General features: G+C 65.9%; 10 protein-coding genes. All 10 read left to right on the top strand.

Features of this window, described 5'->3' with window-relative positions; translation table 11 throughout:
- Positions 1-84 precede the first annotated feature (84 nt).
- The 10 genes from tssB (at position 85) to PQB87_RS25970 (ending at position 17,138) form a co-directional block, all read left to right on the top strand.
- Entirely contained in the window at positions 85-639 is a 555-nt protein-coding gene (gene tssB, locus PQB87_RS26015; RefSeq protein WP_048024666.1) for a type VI secretion system contractile sheath small subunit, read from the top strand.
- Positions 632-2,140: a type VI secretion system contractile sheath large subunit gene (gene tssC, locus PQB87_RS26010; RefSeq protein WP_489242876.1), complete on the top strand. Its 1,509-nt coding sequence runs from the start codon at positions 632-634 to the stop codon at positions 2,138-2,140. The genes tssB and tssC overlap by 8 nt, the downstream gene beginning before the upstream one ends.
- Positions 2,141-2,211: 71 nt before the next feature.
- Complete coding sequence (locus PQB87_RS26005) at positions 2,212-2,703, top strand: Hcp family type VI secretion system effector (protein WP_027791618.1); 492 nt, start codon at positions 2,212-2,214, stop codon at positions 2,701-2,703.
- A gap of 16 nt (positions 2,704-2,719) precedes the next feature.
- Positions 2,720-3,268: a type VI secretion system baseplate subunit TssE gene (gene tssE / locus PQB87_RS26000; RefSeq protein WP_021157089.1), complete on the top strand. Its 549-nt coding sequence runs from the start codon at positions 2,720-2,722 to the stop codon at positions 3,266-3,268.
- Between the two features lie 4 nt (positions 3,269-3,272).
- On the top strand, positions 3,273-5,144 hold the full coding sequence (gene tssF / locus PQB87_RS25995) for a type VI secretion system baseplate subunit TssF (protein ID WP_489242875.1): 1,872 nt from the start codon (positions 3,273-3,275) through the stop codon (positions 5,142-5,144).
- An 8-nt stretch (positions 5,145-5,152) separates the two neighbouring features.
- Positions 5,153-6,229: a type VI secretion system baseplate subunit TssG gene (tssG, locus tag PQB87_RS25990; RefSeq protein WP_489242874.1), complete on the top strand. Its 1,077-nt coding sequence runs from the start codon at positions 5,153-5,155 to the stop codon at positions 6,227-6,229.
- Positions 6,230-6,241: 12 nt separating this feature from the next.
- Positions 6,242-8,902, top strand: coding sequence for a type VI secretion system ATPase TssH (gene tssH / locus PQB87_RS25985; RefSeq protein WP_489242873.1), 2,661 nt, complete (start codon positions 6,242-6,244; stop codon positions 8,900-8,902).
- Entirely contained in the window at positions 8,899-11,103 is a 2,205-nt protein-coding gene (locus PQB87_RS25980) for a type VI secretion system Vgr family protein (protein ID WP_489242872.1), read from the top strand. Before tssH ends, PQB87_RS25980 begins: the two co-directional genes overlap by 4 nt.
- 15 nt (positions 11,104-11,118) lie before the next feature.
- Positions 11,119-12,384 carry a hypothetical protein gene (locus PQB87_RS25975; protein ID WP_489242871.1) on the top strand — a complete coding sequence of 422 codons (1,266 nt, stop codon included), beginning with the start codon at positions 11,119-11,121 and terminating at the stop codon, positions 12,382-12,384.
- A 14-nt stretch (positions 12,385-12,398) separates the two neighbouring features.
- The gene (locus PQB87_RS25970; protein ID WP_489242870.1) at positions 12,399-17,138 is read left to right on the top strand and encodes an RHS repeat-associated core domain-containing protein; all 4,740 of its coding nucleotides are present in this window, start codon (positions 12,399-12,401) and stop codon (positions 17,136-17,138) included.
- Positions 17,139-17,349: the final 211 nt, after the last annotated feature.

Here is a 17,349-nt window from a genome sequence, read left to right as displayed (position 1 = left end):
CAAACGAATGACCCGAACGAAAGAAACCGCCATGCGGGCGGCAACGACGGACTGCGCAACCTGATCGATGTGAAGGAGTGGACGATGACGGACAGAACCAAGGCGGCGGGCAGCGGACAGAAGTTCATCGCGCGCAATCGGGCGCCGCGCGTGCAGATCGAGTACGACGTCGAGACCTACGGCGCCGAACGCAAGGTGCAGCTGCCGTTCGTGATGGGCGTGATTTCGGATCTGGCGGGCAAGCGTGCCGAGCCGCTGCCGGACCTGCCGGAGCGCAAGTTTCTCGAGATCGACGTCGACAACTTCGACGAGCGGATGAAATCGATCGCGCCGCGCGTCGCGTTCCAGGTGCCGAACACGCTGACGGGCGAAGGGATGCTCAACGTCGACATGACGTTCGAGCAGATCGACGATTTCTCGCCGGCCGCGATCGCACGCAACGTCGACGCGCTGCGCCGGCTGCTGGAGGCACGCACCGAGCTGTCGAACCTGCTGTCGTACATGGACGGCAAGCACGGTGCCGAGCAACTGATCGAACGCGCGATCAACGACCCCGACCTGCTGAAGACGCTCGTGCGCGAACCGCACGCGAGCGCGCAGAGCGGCGACGCGACCCAACCGGAGGCCCGCGATGAATGATCCTGTCCAGTCCCGCGTCGACGCGCGCGACGCCGCGCAACCCGCCGTCGCGCACGACGAATTCGCGGCGCTGCTGCAGAAGGAGTTCAAGCCGAAGACGGCCGAGGCGCGCGAATCGGTCGAGCGCGCGGTGCGCACGCTTGCGCAGCAGGCGCTCGAACATACGGTCGGCATGACGACGGACGCATACGGCAGCGTGAAGCAGATCATCGCGGAGATCGACCGCAAGCTGTCCGAGCAGATCAACCAGATCCTGCATCACGACGAGTTCCAGACGCTCGAAGGCGCGTGGCGCGGGCTGCATTACCTCGTCACGCACACCGAGACCGACGAGCTGCTGAAGATCAAGGCGCTGCCGGCGTCGCGCAACGAAGTCGCGCGGATGCTGAAACGCTACAAGGGCGTCGCGTGGGACCAGAGCCCGCTGTTCCGCAAGATCTACGAGGAGGAATACGGGCAGTTCGGCGGCGAGCCGTTCGGCTGCCTGGTCGGCGATTTCCATTTCAACCACAGCCCGCCCGACGTCGAGATGCTCGGCGAGCTGTCGAAGATCGCGGCGGCCGCGCACGCGCCGTTCATCGCCGGCGCGTCGCCGGAGCTGATGCAGATGGATTCGTGGCAGGAGCTGTCGAATCCGCGCGACCTGACGAAGATCTTCCAGAACACCGAATATGCGGCGTGGCGCAGCCTGCGGCAATCGGAGGATTCGCGCTACATCGGGCTCGCGATGCCGCGCTTTCTCGCGCGGCTGCCGTACGGCGCGCGCACCAACCCGGTCGACGAATTCGACTTCGAGGAAGACACCGACGCCGCGAACCACGACCGCTATACGTGGGCGAACTCGGCGTACGCGATGGCCGCGAACATCAACCGCTCGTTCAAGCAGTACGGCTGGTGTTCGTCGATCCGCGGCGTCGAATCGGGCGGGGCGGTCGAAGGGCTGCCGAGCCACACGTTCCCGACCGACGACGGCGGCGTCGACCAGAAATGCCCGACCGAGATCGCGATCAGCGACCGCCGCGAGGCCGAACTCGCGAAGAACGGCTTCATGCCGTTCGTGCATCGGAAGAACTCGGATTTCGCGGCGTTCATCGGCGCGCAGTCGCTGTACCAGCCGGCCGAGTATCACGATCCCGATGCGACCGCGAACGCGCGCCTGTCCGGCCGCCTGCCGTACCTGTTCGCGTGCTGCCGCTTCGCGCATTACCTGAAGTGCATCGTGCGCGACAAGATCGGCTCGTTCCGCGAACGCGACGACATGGAGCGCTGGCTGAACGACTGGATCATGAACTACGTCGACGGCGACCCCGTCAATTCGTCGCAGGAAACCAAGGCGCGCAAGCCGCTCGCGGCCGCGCAGGTGGTCGTCGACGAGGTCGAGGACAACCCCGGCTACTACACGTCGAAATTCTTCCTGCGGCCGCATTACCAGCTCGAAGGGCTCACCGTGTCGCTGCGGCTCATCTCGCGGCTGCCGACCGCGAAGGCGGCCAACGAATGAGCGGCGGCGCACGCAACGATTGGACTTCAACGCGGCATTCATCCTGACATCGCACTGAAACGGAGACGGTTATGGGCGTGGCAATGTTTATGAAGGTGGACGGCGTGACCGGCGAATCGGCGGACGCGCAGCACAAGGGCTGGACCGACATCCAGTCGTTCACGTGGGGCGCGAGCCAGCCGGGCGCGATGGCGAGCGGCAGCGGCGGCAACGCGGGCAAGGCGAGCTTCAACGATCTGGTCGTCGCCGCGTACATGGACAAGGGGGCACCCGCGATCATCAAGAACTGCGCGAACGGTAAGCATTTGTCGTCGGTCGAGATCTCCGCGTGCAAGACGGGCGGCACGCAGGTCGAGTTCATGCGCGTGACGCTGCAGGAGGTGCTCGTCACGTCCGCGCAGGTCGCGGGGATCGATCCGGGCGACGTCGCCGACCGGCTGATGATGCACTACGGCTTCCAGGCCGCGAAGGTGAAGAAGCAGTACTGGCAGCAGAACGACAACGGCGGCAAGGGCGCGGAGGTGACCGTCGGCTGGAACATCAAGGAAAACACCGAGATGTGACGGCGCGGAGACGACCATGGACGACCCGCGAACCCGCGACGGCCGGGAGGGCAACCTGCGCGACCGGCTACAGCCCGCGCTGCTCGACCGGCTCACCGACGACACGCCGCAGCGCGCGAGCGAAGCGCCCGGCGCGCAGTGGATCGGCACCGAACGCCTGCGTGCGGCCGTGCTGCGCGATCTCGCGTGGCTGCTCAACACGCGCAACGCCGAGGACGGTTTCGTCGACTGGCCGGCGTTCGCGCACGCGCAGGCGTCGGTGCTCAACTACGGGATGCGGCCGCTCGTCGGCAAGCCGATGTCGGGCGTCGAGCGGATGTCGGTCGAGGCGTCGATCCGCGACGCGATCGTCCGCTTCGAACCGCGCATCGCGCCCGACAGCATCGATGTCCGCAGCGTGACCGATGCGCCGGGCGGCCGCGCCGGCGAACGGCGTCACAACGTGCTGCTGTTCGAGATTCGCGGCACGCTGTGGTCGATCCCGCATCCGCTCGAATTCGTGCTGCGCTCCGACCTCGATCTCGAGACGGGCGCGATGTCGCTGCAATCCGTGGCGGGCGCCTGACGCGATGGATACGCGCCTGCTCGACTACTACAACCGTGAACTCGCGTACCTGCGCGAGCTCGGCGGCGAATTCGCGCAGCAGTTCCCGAAGGTCGCCGCGCGGCTGCGGCTCAATGAATCGGGGCCGCCCGACCCGTACGTCGAGCGGCTGCTCGAAGGCTTCAGCTTCCTCACCGCACGCGTGCAGTTGAAGATGGACGCCGAGTTTCCGCGCTTCACGCAGGCGCTGCTCGATGCCGTGTATCCCGGTTATGTCGCGCCGCTGCCGTCGATGGCGATCGTGCGGTTCGCGCCGATGCTGAACGAAGGCAGCCTCGCGCAAGGCTGGCGGCTGCCGGCCGGCACGGCGCTGCGTGCGCGGCCGGCAGCGTCCGAGCAGACCGCGTGCGAATTCCGTACCGCGCACGACCTGACGCTTTGGCCGCTCGAACTGACCGATGCGAGCGTCACCGGCGCACCGTCGTGGCTGCCGCGCGGCGTCGTCGCCGCACGGCAGGACGTGCGCGGTGCGCTGCGCATCCGGCTGAAGGCGCGCGGCGGCACCAGACTGTCGCAACTGCAGCTCGACCGGCTGATGTTCCATCTCGCGGGCCCCGAGCGCGACGCGCTGCACCTGCTCGAACTGATCGCCGCCCATGCGCTCGGCGTCGTGTGTCACGATCCGGCGCAGCCGCCGCGCTGGCTGCATACGCTCGATGCCGATGCGATCGTCCACGAGGGATTCGATCCCGCGCAGGCGATCCTGCCCGACGACGGCCGCAGCTTCCACGGCTACCGGCTCCTGCGCGAGTATTTTGCGTTTCCGGCGCGTTTCCTGTTCTTCAGCATCGGCGGGCTGCGTGCCGCGCTCGCACGCGCGACCGGCGACGAGTTCGAGCTGACCGTGCTGTTCGACCGCCACGACGCGGCGCTCGAAGCGGCCGTCAGCGCGCGCCATCTCGCACTGAACTGCACGCCGGCCGTGAACCTGTTCGCGCGCCGCGCCGATCGCATTCAGTTGCAGCCGGGGGCGCGCGAACACCATGTCGTCGTCGATCGCAGCCGGCCGCTCGACTACGAGGTCTATGCGGTGCAGCGCCTCGCGAGCGAGCAGCGCGACGACGGCCGGTCGCGCGAATTCCGGCCGTTTCACGCGTCGTTCGCCAGCGACGACGGCAACCACGGCGCGTACTACACGGTGCGGCGCGAACCGCGGCTCGTCTCCGCCCAGGCGCGCGCGAACGGCACGCGCACCGGCTACGTCGGCAGCGAGACCTACGTGTCGCTCGTCGACAGCCAGTGCGCGCCATACGACGAGACGATGCGCTACCTGGCGGCCGACACGCTGTGCACGAACCGCGACCTCGTGCTGCTGCAGCCGCCCGGTGATGCGAACACGTTCACGCTGCGCCTGTCGGCCCCGGTCGACAGCATCGTCGCGATCCGCGGCCCGTCGCGGCCGCGCCCGCCGATCGCCGACGCGCAAACCGCGTGGCGGCTGATCCGCCATCTCGGGCTCGCACGTCACACGCTGACCGATCTCGACGACGACGAGGGCGCGCATGCGCTGCGCGAACTGCTCGGCCTGCATGCCGACCCGGCCGATGCCGCGATGCGCCGGCAGATCGACGGCGTGCTGCGCGTGGCGTTCTCGCCGGTGTTCCGCCGGCTGCCCGCGTCCGGCCCCCTGATGTTCGGGCGTGGCGTGCAGGTCGACGTGACCGTCGACGACCATGCGTTCTCCGGCGACAGCCCGTTCCTGCTCGGCTCGGTGCTCGAACAGTTCTTCGCGCGCCACGTGTCGATCAACGCGTTCGCCGAATGCGTGCTGACCAGCGCGCAGCGCGGCACGCTCGCGCACTGGCCGGCGCGTGTCGGCAGGCGGCCCGCGATATGAAGCGCGACATGTCTCCGCGTGCCGGAACGGCCACCGAAGCCGCACGCCGCGACGCGTGGTGGGCGCGCCTGCGTGCCGCACCGCACGGTTACGACCTGTTCCAGGCGCTGCGCTGGCTCGATGCGCTGTCGCCCGGCCGCGCGCCGCTCGGCCATGCCACGCGGCCGCGCGACGAGCCGGTGCGGCTCGGGCAGCGACCGTCGCTCGCGTTCGCGGCGTCGATGCTCGCCGTCGTGTCCGACGACGGCACCGTGCCGCCGCGCATTGCCATCCACGGATTCGGGCTGTTCGGCCCGAACGGGCCGCTGCCGACGCACCTGACCGAATACGCGCACGAGCGCGCCGCGCAGCACGACGACCCGACGTTTGCCGCGTTCGCCGACCTGTTTCATCACCGCCTGATCCTGCTGTTCTACCGCGCGTGGGCCGACGCGCAGCCGACGGTGAGCCTCGATCGCCCGGAACGCGCGCGCTTCGACGGGTATGTCGCGAGCCTGATCGGGCGCGCGGCACACGACAACGATCCCGCCGCGCATGCCGACGCCGACACGCTCGCGCCGCATGCGCGTTATTTCCATGCCGGCCATCTCGTCCGGCACACGCGTAACCCGGAAGGGCTCGTGCAGATCCTGCGCCGGCATTTCGGTGTCGAGGCCCGCATCGTCGAGCACGTGCCGCAGTGGGTCGCGATCGAACGGTCGCAGCGCTGCACGATCCGCGCGACGCGGCCGACGTTGCGACTGGGCGCCGTCGCGCTCGGCATCGCGGTGCGCGATGCGCAGTCGCGCTTCCGGATCGTGCTCGGCCCGCTGTCGCTCGACGCGTACCGCCGCTTCCTGCCGGGCGGCCCGCATGCCCGGCAGCTCGCGCACTGGGTGCGCGAATACGTCGGCATCGAGTTCGACTGGGACGTGCAGCTCGAACTGGCGGCCGACGCGGTGCCGGCGATCGCGCTCGGCGCGCCGCAGGGCATCGGCCGCACCGCGTGGCTCGGGCAGCGGCTCGAACCGGGCCCCGCGCGCGACCTCGTCGTCCGCTACGACGTGCGGCGCACCGGCGCACCCCTTCATCGCGAAACCGCCTAAACGGGAACCGTCATGTCCGATATCGGCCGCGTCAACCTGTTCGGAAAACTGAATCCGTTCCTCTACGAGACGCTCGAGCAGGCGACCGGCTTCTGTCGGCTGCGCGGCAATCCGTACGTCGAGCTCGCGCACTGGTTCAAGCAGATGCTGCAACGGCCCGACGGCGACCTGCCGCGCGTGCTGCGCCACTTCGCGATCGACGCCGCCGCGATCGACCGCGGGCTCGTCGCCGCGCTCGACAAGCTGCCGCGCGGCGCGGGCTCGGTGTCGGATCTGTCCGTGCATATCGACGACGCCGTCGAACGTGCGTGGGTATACGCGACGCTGAAGTACGACGCGACGCGCATTCGCGGCGCGGTGCTGCTGCTCGCGATCCTGAAGACGCCGCAGTTGCGCAACGTGCTGCTGGCGATCACGCGCGAATTCGAACGCATCGTGCCGGACGTGCTCGCCGATGCGCTCGAATCGATCGTCGAAGGCTCGCCCGAGGCGCCGCCGGCCGGGCAAGCGGCGCCGGGCGGCGGCACGGCGATGCGCGGCGCGGCCGGCGCCTCGGACGGCCCGGCGCTCGCACGTTTCGCCGTCGACCTGACCGCTCGTGCACGGGCCGGCGAGATCGACCCGGTCGTCGGGCGCGACGCCGAGATTCGCCAGATCGTCGACATCCTGCTGCGGCGCCGGCAGAACAACCCGCTGCTGGTCGGCGAGGCCGGCGTCGGCAAGACGGCCGTCGCGGAAGGCTTCGCGCTGCGGATCGCCGCCGGCGACGTGCCGCCGTCGCTGCGCGACGTCGCGCTGTACCTGCTCGACATCGGGCTGCTGCAGGCCGGCGCGAGCGTGAAGGGCGAGTTCGAGAGCCGGCTGCGCGGCGTGATCGACGAGGCGATGTCGTCCGAGCGGCCGGCGATCCTGTTCATCGATGAAGTCCACACGCTCGTCGGCGCGGGCGGGGCGGCCGGCACCGGCGACGCCGCGAACCTGCTGAAACCCGCGCTCGCGCGCGGCCTGCTGCGCACGATCGGCGCGACCACGTGGTCCGAGTACAAGCAGTACATCGAGAAGGACCCGGCGCTGACGCGACGCTTCCAGCTCGTGCACGTGCACGAACCGGAAGAGGCGGCCGCGCTGACGATGCTGCGCGGCCTGGCCGGGAAGCTCGAGGCGCATCACCGCGTGCTCGTGCTCGACGACGCGCTGCAGGCCGCCGTCACGCTGTCGCACCGTTACATTCCCGCCCGCCAGTTGCCGGACAAGGCGATCAGCCTGCTCGACACGGCCTGCGCGCGCGTCGCCGTCAGCCAGCACGCGGTGCCCGCGCCGGTCGAGGATGCGCGCCGCCGCATCGACAGCCTGCGCGTCGAACACGAGCGGATCGGGCGCGAATGCGCGCTCGGCACCGGCGATACCGCCCGGCGCGATGCGATCGATCACGACATCGCCACCGCCCGGGCCGAACTCGACCGGCTCGACACGCGCTGGCAGACCGAACGCGACGCGTTGACGGCGATCGTCGATGCCCGCGCGCTGCTGCTCGACGACGACCCGTCGCATGTGCTCGACGCCGACGCGCGCATCGCCGCTCAAACCCGTCTGTCGGCCGCCCAGCAGGCGCTGGCCGACCTGCAGGGCGATGCGCCGCTCGTGCTGCCGGCCGTCGACACGCACGCCGTGGCCGCCGTCGTCGCCGACTGGACCGGCATTCCGCTCGGCCGGATGGTGCGCGACGAAACGCAGGCCGTGCTGAAGCTCGCCGATACGCTCGGCGAACGCGTCGTCGGCCAGAAGCACGCGGTCGAGCTGATCGCCGAGCGCATCCAGACCGCACGCGCCAGGCTGGACGACCCGAAGAAACCGCATGGCGTGTTCCTGCTGTGCGGGCCGTCCGGCGTCGGCAAGACCGAAACCGCGCTCGCGCTGGCCGACACGCTGTACGGCGGCGAACACAACGCGATCACCATCAACATGAGCGAGTTCCAGGAGGCCCATACCGTGTCGACGCTGAAGGGCGCGCCGCCCGGCTATGTCGGTTACGGGCAGGGTGGCGTGCTCACCGAGGCCGTGCGCCGGCGCCCGTACAGCGTCGTGCTGCTCGACGAGATCGAGAAGGCGCACCGCGACGTGCACGAGATTTTCTTCCAGGTGTTCGACAAGGGCTGGATGGAGGACGGCGAGGGGCGCGACATCGATTTCCGGCATACGGTGATCCTGCTGACGTCGAACGTCGGCGCCGATCGCGTGATGCAGCTGTGCCGCGATCCCGAGCGCCTGCCCGACGTGCAGACGCTCGCCGATGCACTGCGCGCGCCGCTGCTCGACGTGTTTCCCGCTGCGCTGCTCGGCCGGCTGACCGTCGTGCCATACTACCCGCTCACCGACGCGACGCTTGCGCGGATCGTCGCCTTGCAGTTGCGGCGGATCGAGCAACGGATCGACGCGCATCACGGCATCCGGCTGCGCTGCACCGACGCGGCGACCGCGCTGGTCGTCGAGCGCTGCCGGACGATCGAGTCCGGCGGCCGGATGGTCGACGCGATCCTCACGCATACCGTGATGCCGCGCATCGGCCGCGCGATCCTGCAGGCGACGCTCGAGGGCCGCACGCTGTCGTCGATCGAGCTGGGCGCGGCCGACGGCGAATTCGCATACCGGTTCGACGAGGAGGAGGCGATTTGAATCGCGTATTCACACTCGACAGCCCGCACGGCGACGACCTCAAGTTCCATACGCTCGACGGCAGCGACGAACTCGGCCGGCTGTTCGAATTCCGGATCGAGGCGCTCGCCGACAGTCACAGCCTGTCGCTGAAGGACATGCTCGGCAAGCCCGTGACGGTCCGGATCGAACAGCAGGACCTGTCGACGCGCTACCTGAACGGCATCGTGGCGCGCGCGTCGCTCGCCGGCCGGCGCGCCGAGCGATATTACGGCTACGAGCTGATCGTGCGGCCCTGGTTGTGGCTCGCGACGCGCCGCTCGGATTGCCGGATCTTCCAGAACAAGACCGTGCCGGAGATCGTGCAGGAGGTCCTGTCGACGTACGGCTTTCCGATCGAGAGCCACCTGGCGGAGACTTACGTGCCGCGCGATTACTGCGTGCAGTACAACGAGACCGACGCCGCGTTCGTGTCGCGGCTGATGGAGTTCGAGGGGATCTACTTCTGGTTCAGGCACGCCGAGGATACGCATACGCTGATGCTGGGCGACGCGATGTCGTCGCACACGGCGCTGCCCGGCTACGAGACGATTCCGTACATCGCGCGCGATCGCACCGCGATCGCCGACGAGGAGCGCATCGACGGCTGGCTGCCCGCGCAGGAAGTGAGCGTCGGCCGGCACCAGACCACCGACTACGACTATACGAGGCCGCGCGCCGATCTTTCGTCGCAGAAGGTCGATCCGCGTGGGCACGATCACGACAGTCTTGCGTCGTTCGAATGGCCGGGCGGCTATCGCGACGATGCGCCGGGCGCACATTACAGCCGCGTTCGGCTCGAGGAGCAGCAGGCCGAACATGAGCGGGCGAGCGCCGATACCGATGTGCGCGGTGCCGCGCCCGGTTACCTGTTCACGCTCGAACGTTGCCCGCGCGCCGACCAGAACCGCGAACACCTGATCGTGCGGTGCCAGTACCGCTTCCAGGAGAACGCGTATGCGAGCGATCAGGGCGCGGAGGCTGTGGTGCATCGGACGATGATGCTCGTGCAGCCGTCGAGCCTGCCTTACCGGTCGCCGCGCGACACGCCGCGGCCGCGCACCAACGGGCCGCAGACGGCCACCGTGGTCGGGCCGCCGGGGGAGGAAATCTGGACCGACCAATACGGGCGCGTGAAGCTGCAGTTCCGGTGGGATCGGTATGGCCAAAGCAATCAGGATTCGTCGTGCTGGGTGCGGGTGTCGAGTCCTTGGGCGGGTGGCGGATTCGGGGGGGTGCAGATTCCGCGGGTAGGCGACGAGGTCGTCGTGGATTTCCTGAACGGCGATCCGGATGAGCCGATCGTGACCGGGCGGGTTTACAACGGCGAAAGGATGCCGCCGTGGGGGCTGCCGGGGAGCGCGACGCAGAGCGGGTTGCTGTCGCGCTCGTCACCGGGCGGGACGACCGAGCATGCGAATGCGTTCCGGTTCGAGGACAAGAAGGGCGCCGAGCAGCTCTGGATGCACGCGGAACGGAATTTCGATGCGGAGACGGAACTCGATCATTCGCTTTCCGTCGGGAACAACCATACGCATACGGTCGGGAACGACGAAACGATGCAGGTGAAGAACAACCGGCAACGGAGCGTGGGGCAGAACGAGACGGTGAATATCGGGCAGAACCGGGTCGCGCAGATCGGGGCGAACGAGACGCATGGCGTCGTCGGCAACCGGACGCGGACGGTCGGACAGAACGAAACCGTGACGATTGCCGCGAATCGGGACGCGACCATTGGAGGCGTGCATACCGAGACGGTCGCGAAGGGCAAGACCGAAACGATCGGCGAAGCCAAGACGCTGAACGTCGGACAGATGTATCAGACCACGTCGCAGGACATGAAGACGCTGGTTGCGTCGGCGCATACAGAAGAGATCGGCACGCGCACGTCGACGATTGCGAATGCGCATACGCACACGGTCGGCGGGGAGCATACCGTTAACGTCGGTGCGAACCATACGACCAGCGTGCAGCATCAGGTGCTCGTCAACGCAGGCGATCAGCTTGCGCTCGTCTGCGGGATGTCGAGCATCGTGATGAAAAGCGACGGCACCATCACGATCCAGGGCGTCAACGTCGCATCGACCGGTACGAACACCCACAGCGTGAACGGCAAGACGGTGACGTCGTCGGCGACTGCGGAGCACACGGTCGAAGGTGCCGTCCTGAAACTGAATCCGTGACGGAGGTTCGCGAGAATGCAGAACTGGCAACCGACCAATCCGGTGGAGCGCAGGTTCATGGATGCGCACGCGGACTGGATGAGTTTCGCGAAAGACAAAGCCGCGAGGTTGATGATCTGGCAGACCGACGAGACCGATTCGGAGCTCGTGCGGCTGTATTTCCAGGTTCAGGACGAGACGTCGTGCGCGGTCAGGACGATGCGGGCGTCGTTCGTCAATGAATCGGGTTATGCAAAGGCATTGACGGATGACCTCGTTGCGTTCTACGACAGCCGGCGAGAGGGGTCTGATGCGCAGGGCGTGCGTGCGAACTGGCAGCCGCCGTATGACGACGGCAAGAATCCCTTGTTGTATCTGTTCGCGGTTGCCGACAGCCTGATGCGGCACCATCCGGATGTTTTTCCGGCGATGGTGTTCGTGCTGGAGCCGGCGAAAGTGCGGGATGACGCGGCATGGGTGCGATGGATGGACGATGTGCTGTCGATCATTGCAGTCGCGCCGCAGCTTGCCGAGCGCGTGCGCTTTGTCGTGCCGCGTATCGATATCGCGCCGTTTGCTGCGTTGATGCAACGGCATCGCGCCGCGGTTCTCGTCGTGCACGCCAGGTATTCGATGGCGAGCGTGCCTCGCGAGTTACTGGCGGAATCGGGCGAGCGCGGGCCGAGCGGCGAGTTCCGACGGCACTTCGTGATGCTGACCGAGATGATCGAAGGCGGCAGTCCCGCACGACTCGAGGAACTGCGTGCGGCGGCACTGAGCGTCGCGGAGCGCGAGGAGTGGTTTGATCAGTGCGTTGTCGTGCATTTGATCGCAGGTGCGGCATATCTGAAGTGGCGCGATCGGGAGCGTGCGATCGAAGCGTATCGGAGTGCCGTCGGCAGCGGGACGCGTGCGGTCGAAGCAGGGCATCCGGCCGGGCACAAGCTTGTCGCGAATGGTTGGTTCGGCGAAGCGAGCGTGCATCTGACGCACCGGGATTATGCGCACTCGGCGTATTGCTATGAGCGTGCGGTGGCGTCGACTACCGCCGCGAAGGACGGGCTGATGACGGTCGAGGCGTGGCGGATGAGCGCGGTGTGCTGGGAGCGGGCAGGGGAGCGTGACCATGCGCTGGAGGCCGGGTTCAACGCGCTCGATGCGGGATTGATGATCGACGAGCCGATGCGGGCGAACAGCAATCTGCCGATGGTTGTCGAGTGGATGGTGTCGCAGCTCGGTGTACAGGACCGACGGCGCAACGCGTTGAGCGAGAAGGTCGCGGCGTTGCGCAGTGGTCGCTGAGCGGGGGCGAAACCGTGGCACTTCTGGCCGTCAAGCATCTGGATCCCGTTGTTGGCGTGGACGTTCATTCGGTACTGGTCACGCCAGGTACGCCGCCGGTGTTCCTGCCGCACCCCCATGTCGGGTTCATGCTCGATCTGCGCGAGTACATCCAGGCCGCAAAGGCTGTGGCCGGCTGCATTGCGATGATGATCGTGCAGGAGAAGGTGACCGAATACATCGAAGATCACCCTGAAGATGTGAAGCAGCTCGAACACCTCGCCGATGAAGCGGGCCAGCAGGTCAATGAACTGACCAGCGACCCCAATGTCGCCGAGGGGATGAAACTGGCGAAAGCAGCCAACACGATCAGGAATCGCATCAGCGACGATCTTGGCTCGAACGTCGGATCGGGGGGCGGCAGCGGCAGGCCGATTCTCGTGAACGGCATGATGCGGGCCACGGCCGGAACGCATGCGTATCACGTTCCGGGTTTGCATTTTCCGCTTGGCGAATCGTTTGCCCCGCCGCCGGCCGAGTTCGAACCGTCAAATGACGGGGAATCGTTCATGGGCAGCAAGACGGTGCTCGCCAACAACGATCCGATGTCGTACATGGCGCTGGAGGCGTTGAGTTGCTGGTCGATCGGGATGGAGCCGCCACCGCATAACAGCGCGCATACGGATCGAACCTATCCGTCGATGCCGAGTTCGGTGATGCTGCCGATTCCGGCAGGAAGGCCCGTGTTGGTGGGTGGACCACCGATCATGAACATGGCCGCGGCGGCGAAGGGGTTGTTCAAGGCATTTCAGGGGTCGAAGTGGGCGAGGACGCTGGCGGACAAGCTGCATCTGAAGCCGGGGTTCTTGCGCTGCAAGGTGTTGCACGCGGAGCCGGTGGACGCGTCGACGGGTGAAGTGGTCGTGGAGCAACGCGACTTCATCGTATCGGGACGCTTGCCGCTCGAGTGGGATCGATACTATTCAAGTCACGATACGCATATCGGTGCCGTTGGAGCAGGTTGGCAGACGCCAGCGGATATCCGGCTGGAGCTGTTGCCGAACGACGACGCGATCGGCGTGGTCGCCTATCTTCCGGATCATACGACTGCGTTCGATGCACTGCCCGCGACCGAGGGCTGGTCCTCGCGCGAATGTGACTGGCAGCAAGCGGATGCGTTGTACCTGCTCGGCGACCGGCTTTTGCTGCGCACGCGCGAAAGCATCGAATACGGATTCCCGTTGCCGCCGCAATGGCAGCAAACGATTATCCCGCCGAGCGGCGAGTCGAGACCGACGCTGCCCATCCATCGCATCTCCGACCCGAACGGAAATGCATGGGTCTTCGAACGCGATCAGGGCGGACGACTCGAACGTATCGCCGAATGGAGACGGGATGGCGCAACCGGGCGCGTCATCGCATGCGAGATCCGGGACGCCGCCCGTCATGATGCGAACGGCGCCACGCATGCCGGATTGCTGACCGCATTGACGCTGGTCGACGCGAATGGACACGCGCATCCGCTTGTTACCTACGAGCATGATCGAGACGGCAACTTGCGTGCTGCGGTCGATGCAATGGGATGCCCGTATCGCTTCGATTATGCGGACGGGCATCGGATCGTCAGGCATACGACCGCGCGGGGCATGTCGTTTCATTACCATTACTGCACCGACGACGACGGCGTTTGGCGCGTCGACCATGCATGGGGCGACGACGGCTTGTTCGATTACCGATTTGTGTACGACCGCGCACGAATGCAAACGTGTATCACCAATTCGTTGGGACATACGACAGTACTGCAACTGAACGCGCAGGGCATGCCTGTATTCGAGCTGGATCCGCTCGGCGGTGTCACGAGTTACCGGTACGAGGCAAGGGGACGCACGAGTGTCGCGACCGATGCCGCCGGACGTATCACGTCGTGGGCATACGATCGGCGCGGCAATCTCGTGATGGAAACGCTGCCGGACGGCAGATCGATTCGAACCGAGTACGACTCGAACCATCATCCGGTCTGCGTGACGTTGCCAGGCGAACGACAATGGCGATACGAATGGGATGAGCGAGGCAATTTGCTTGCACAAACGACGCCGTCGAATGCGACCGCTCGTTACGAGTACGACTCGTACGGACAGCTTGTCGCACAGATCGGACCGTGCGGCGAACTTTCGCGACTCGAATACGACCGCGACGGTCATCTGGCGGCGGTGACGGACCCACTCGGCCATCGAACGCTCTATCGGCACGATGCGCGAGGACATCTCGTCGAAGTGATCGACGCACTCGGACAGACAAGTCGGTACGAATACGACCGCAATGGCAATTTGACGCGCGCAATCGAGCCGAGCGGGAAGGAGGTTCTGTGTGGGTACGATGCCGATGGCAACCTGACGCACTATCGCGATCCGGCCGGCGCTACGGCGCAGCTTCAGTACTCGACGCCGGGGCGAATCACCAAACGGATATCGCTGGACGGAACCAGCGTCGAATACCAGTACGATACGGAGGGCCGGCTCATTGGCGTCATCAACGAGCGCGGCGAACGATACCAGCTCACGCGCGATGCGATGGGCCGTATTGTCGAGGAAGTCGACTACTGGGGCCAACTGCGTCGCTACGAGTATGGCGAGTTCGGCGAACTGCGACGGAGTGTCGACCCGGCCGGGCTGGCTGTTCTCTATCTGACCGACAGGTTCGGGCGCGTGGTGCAGAAGCAGGTCTCGGACTCCCGACAGGCTGACGGTTTTCGCATCGAGAAATTCGAATACGACCGCATCGGCAGGCTCGTCGGGGCGCAGAATCCGGACAGTTGCCTCAGACTGGGCTACGACGACGCAGGCCGCCTCATTGAAGAAAGGCAAGGCGACGATTTCGTCATCGCTTACCGGTACGATACGGTCGGGCGGCGCATCGAGCGCCGCACACGGCTCGTGACCGGTCACGAAACGGTGACGCACACCGTACGCTATGGCTACGATGCATTCGGCGCCGTCGCCTCGATCCAGATCGACGATGCCGCGCCCGTCAAGCTCGAGCGGGATGCGCTTGGCCGGATCTGCGTGGAATACCTGGGCGAGGCGTTGCGACGCGAGCTGGTGTACACGAAGGAGGGGCAACTGGCGCGGCAAACATTGTTGTCCGGTACCGGCGCCATCTTTGCCACCGAGTACACATACGATGCCAACGGCGAGATGACCGAGAAGCGCGACTCCCGACTCGGTATCGAACGTTTCGATTACGACCCGATGGGCAAGCTGACCGCGTACCTCGACCCGAGCGGCAAACTGCTGCGCTTCCTGCACGATCCTGCGGGCGACCTGTTGACGACGAGAAGCAACCCGGGCCATCGCACCGGTGTGTCGGACCTGACGTTGCCACTCGATGCCTGGGTACGCGAGGGCGAGCACGATGGCTGTCGTTATACGTTCGATCGTGCGGGCAACCTGATACGCAAGCGTGACGCGCAACAGGATTTGCTGCTGCGCTGGGACGGCGACGGGCTGCTGATCGAAACATCGGCGGTACGCATGCCGGCGGACCCTGCGATCCAGGCGAGTCGTATTCATACCCGCTACGCGTACGACGTCTTTCAGCGGCGCATCCGGAAGACTACGCAGATCCTCGACACGCCTGACGCGCCGGCCGGGTCGGTATCAGCATCAACAGTCAGGTCGCACCGTCACGATTACTTTTGGGACGGCGACGCGTTGGTGGGTGAAATAGCGCACCCGGGCCAGAACGTCGACGTGCCGTTGATGAATGTCGTCAACGAGCCGGATCCCGGCTGGGGAGCGGGTCCGGTCGACATATCTCCAGCGGATGGCTACGGAGAATCGTGCGAGTGGGTTTATTACCCTGGTACGTTTCGACCACTGGCAGCGTTGCGATACGCACCGAAGAACCGTTCGGATCAGTCGACGGCGGCGTCGGAATTTGCGGCGCGCAACGTGTTCTTCCAAACCGAGCCCAGCGGGGCGCCGACACGACTGATCGATCAATCCAGTGCGATCATCTGGGAGGGGCGTTACGGGGCGTGGGGGCATGTCAGTTCAGCCCGGATGCACGCTGCCGACGATCAGCCACTACGGCTCCAGGGGCAGTACGAGGACTGGGAAACGGGCCTGCACTACAACCGATACCGATATTACGATCCGGTGGTCGGGAGCTTCGTCAGCCAGGACCCCATTCGAATCGATGGTGGAATCAACCCATACCAATACGCGCCCAACGTATTTGGCTGGAGAGATCCTCTCGGTCTTAAACGAGAGGAAACGCCATTTGAAGGCTATCAAAGAATCCGGTCATTTCGGGAAAGAAGAGGGCTCGATCTGCCAAACAATCCTGATGGCCGGTTCAAGACCGGGGATAAATTGGGATCGATCGGCACGATTTTGGGCTCGGATCGCGTGTACGGGATCAATTCCACTTTGCGGGAGACCCAGGATTTCCAGTTGACGCGGGCGTGGCGGCAATGCCTCGGCCTTGATGGGTCAAAGGGAAACACGTTTCAATTTCTATTTCACTCCGAGGCGGGCACTTTATTGCTGGGGCATCGTGAAGGCCTGCTCGGCGATGAGGTCACCCTGATCAATGACCGGACGACATGCGCGCCTGCCTGCAGACCGATGCTGTCCCGGCTCTTGGCCCCGTTGGGCATCGGCCGGTTGACGGTGTACTCCGGTGGTTCGATGTCGCAGATTGCGCGCGTGGACGTCTATACACGCGGCGGACGGCACGAATGCATGACCGGCAAGCGCGACCCCAAGTTGTAACGTCGGCACGCCCGCCGGCCATGGTTCGTGCCACCGCAATATCGCTGATGGATAACGGCGTGTTCGCCGATGTGGGTAATAGGTTCGTTCAGCTTTGCGAGTTGACATAACGTGAATTATCGGCAATTTGTGTTGTAGTGGCTAGATTGAAATGTCCGCTTTTAGCTACATAGAAATGTCCGCTTTCGTGCCGCGTAAGCTGTTCGGCCGC

Source organism: Burkholderia sp. KL41 (assembly GCF_057005415.2).
This window is presented reverse-complemented; position numbering and strand designations above follow the sequence as displayed.

What these genes read in the sequence shown, in the direction of transcription:
- tssB (WP_048024666.1), top strand. Translation starts at nt 85, where the DNA reads ATGACGGACAGAACCAAGGCGGCGGGCAGCGGACAGAAGTTCATCGCG.
- tssC (WP_489242876.1), top strand. Translation starts at nt 632, where the DNA reads ATGAATGATCCTGTCCAGTCCCGCGTCGACGCGCGCGACGCCGCGCAA.
- PQB87_RS26005 (WP_027791618.1), top strand. Translation starts at nt 2,212, where the DNA reads ATGGGCGTGGCAATGTTTATGAAGGTGGACGGCGTGACCGGCGAATCG.
- tssE (WP_021157089.1), top strand. Translation starts at nt 2,720, where the DNA reads ATGGACGACCCGCGAACCCGCGACGGCCGGGAGGGCAACCTGCGCGAC.
- tssF (WP_489242875.1), top strand. Translation starts at nt 3,273, where the DNA reads ATGGATACGCGCCTGCTCGACTACTACAACCGTGAACTCGCGTACCTG.
- tssG (WP_489242874.1), top strand. Translation starts at nt 5,153, where the DNA reads ATGTCTCCGCGTGCCGGAACGGCCACCGAAGCCGCACGCCGCGACGCG.
- tssH (WP_489242873.1), top strand. Translation starts at nt 6,242, where the DNA reads ATGTCCGATATCGGCCGCGTCAACCTGTTCGGAAAACTGAATCCGTTC.
- PQB87_RS25975 (WP_489242871.1), top strand. Translation starts at nt 11,119, where the DNA reads ATGCAGAACTGGCAACCGACCAATCCGGTGGAGCGCAGGTTCATGGAT.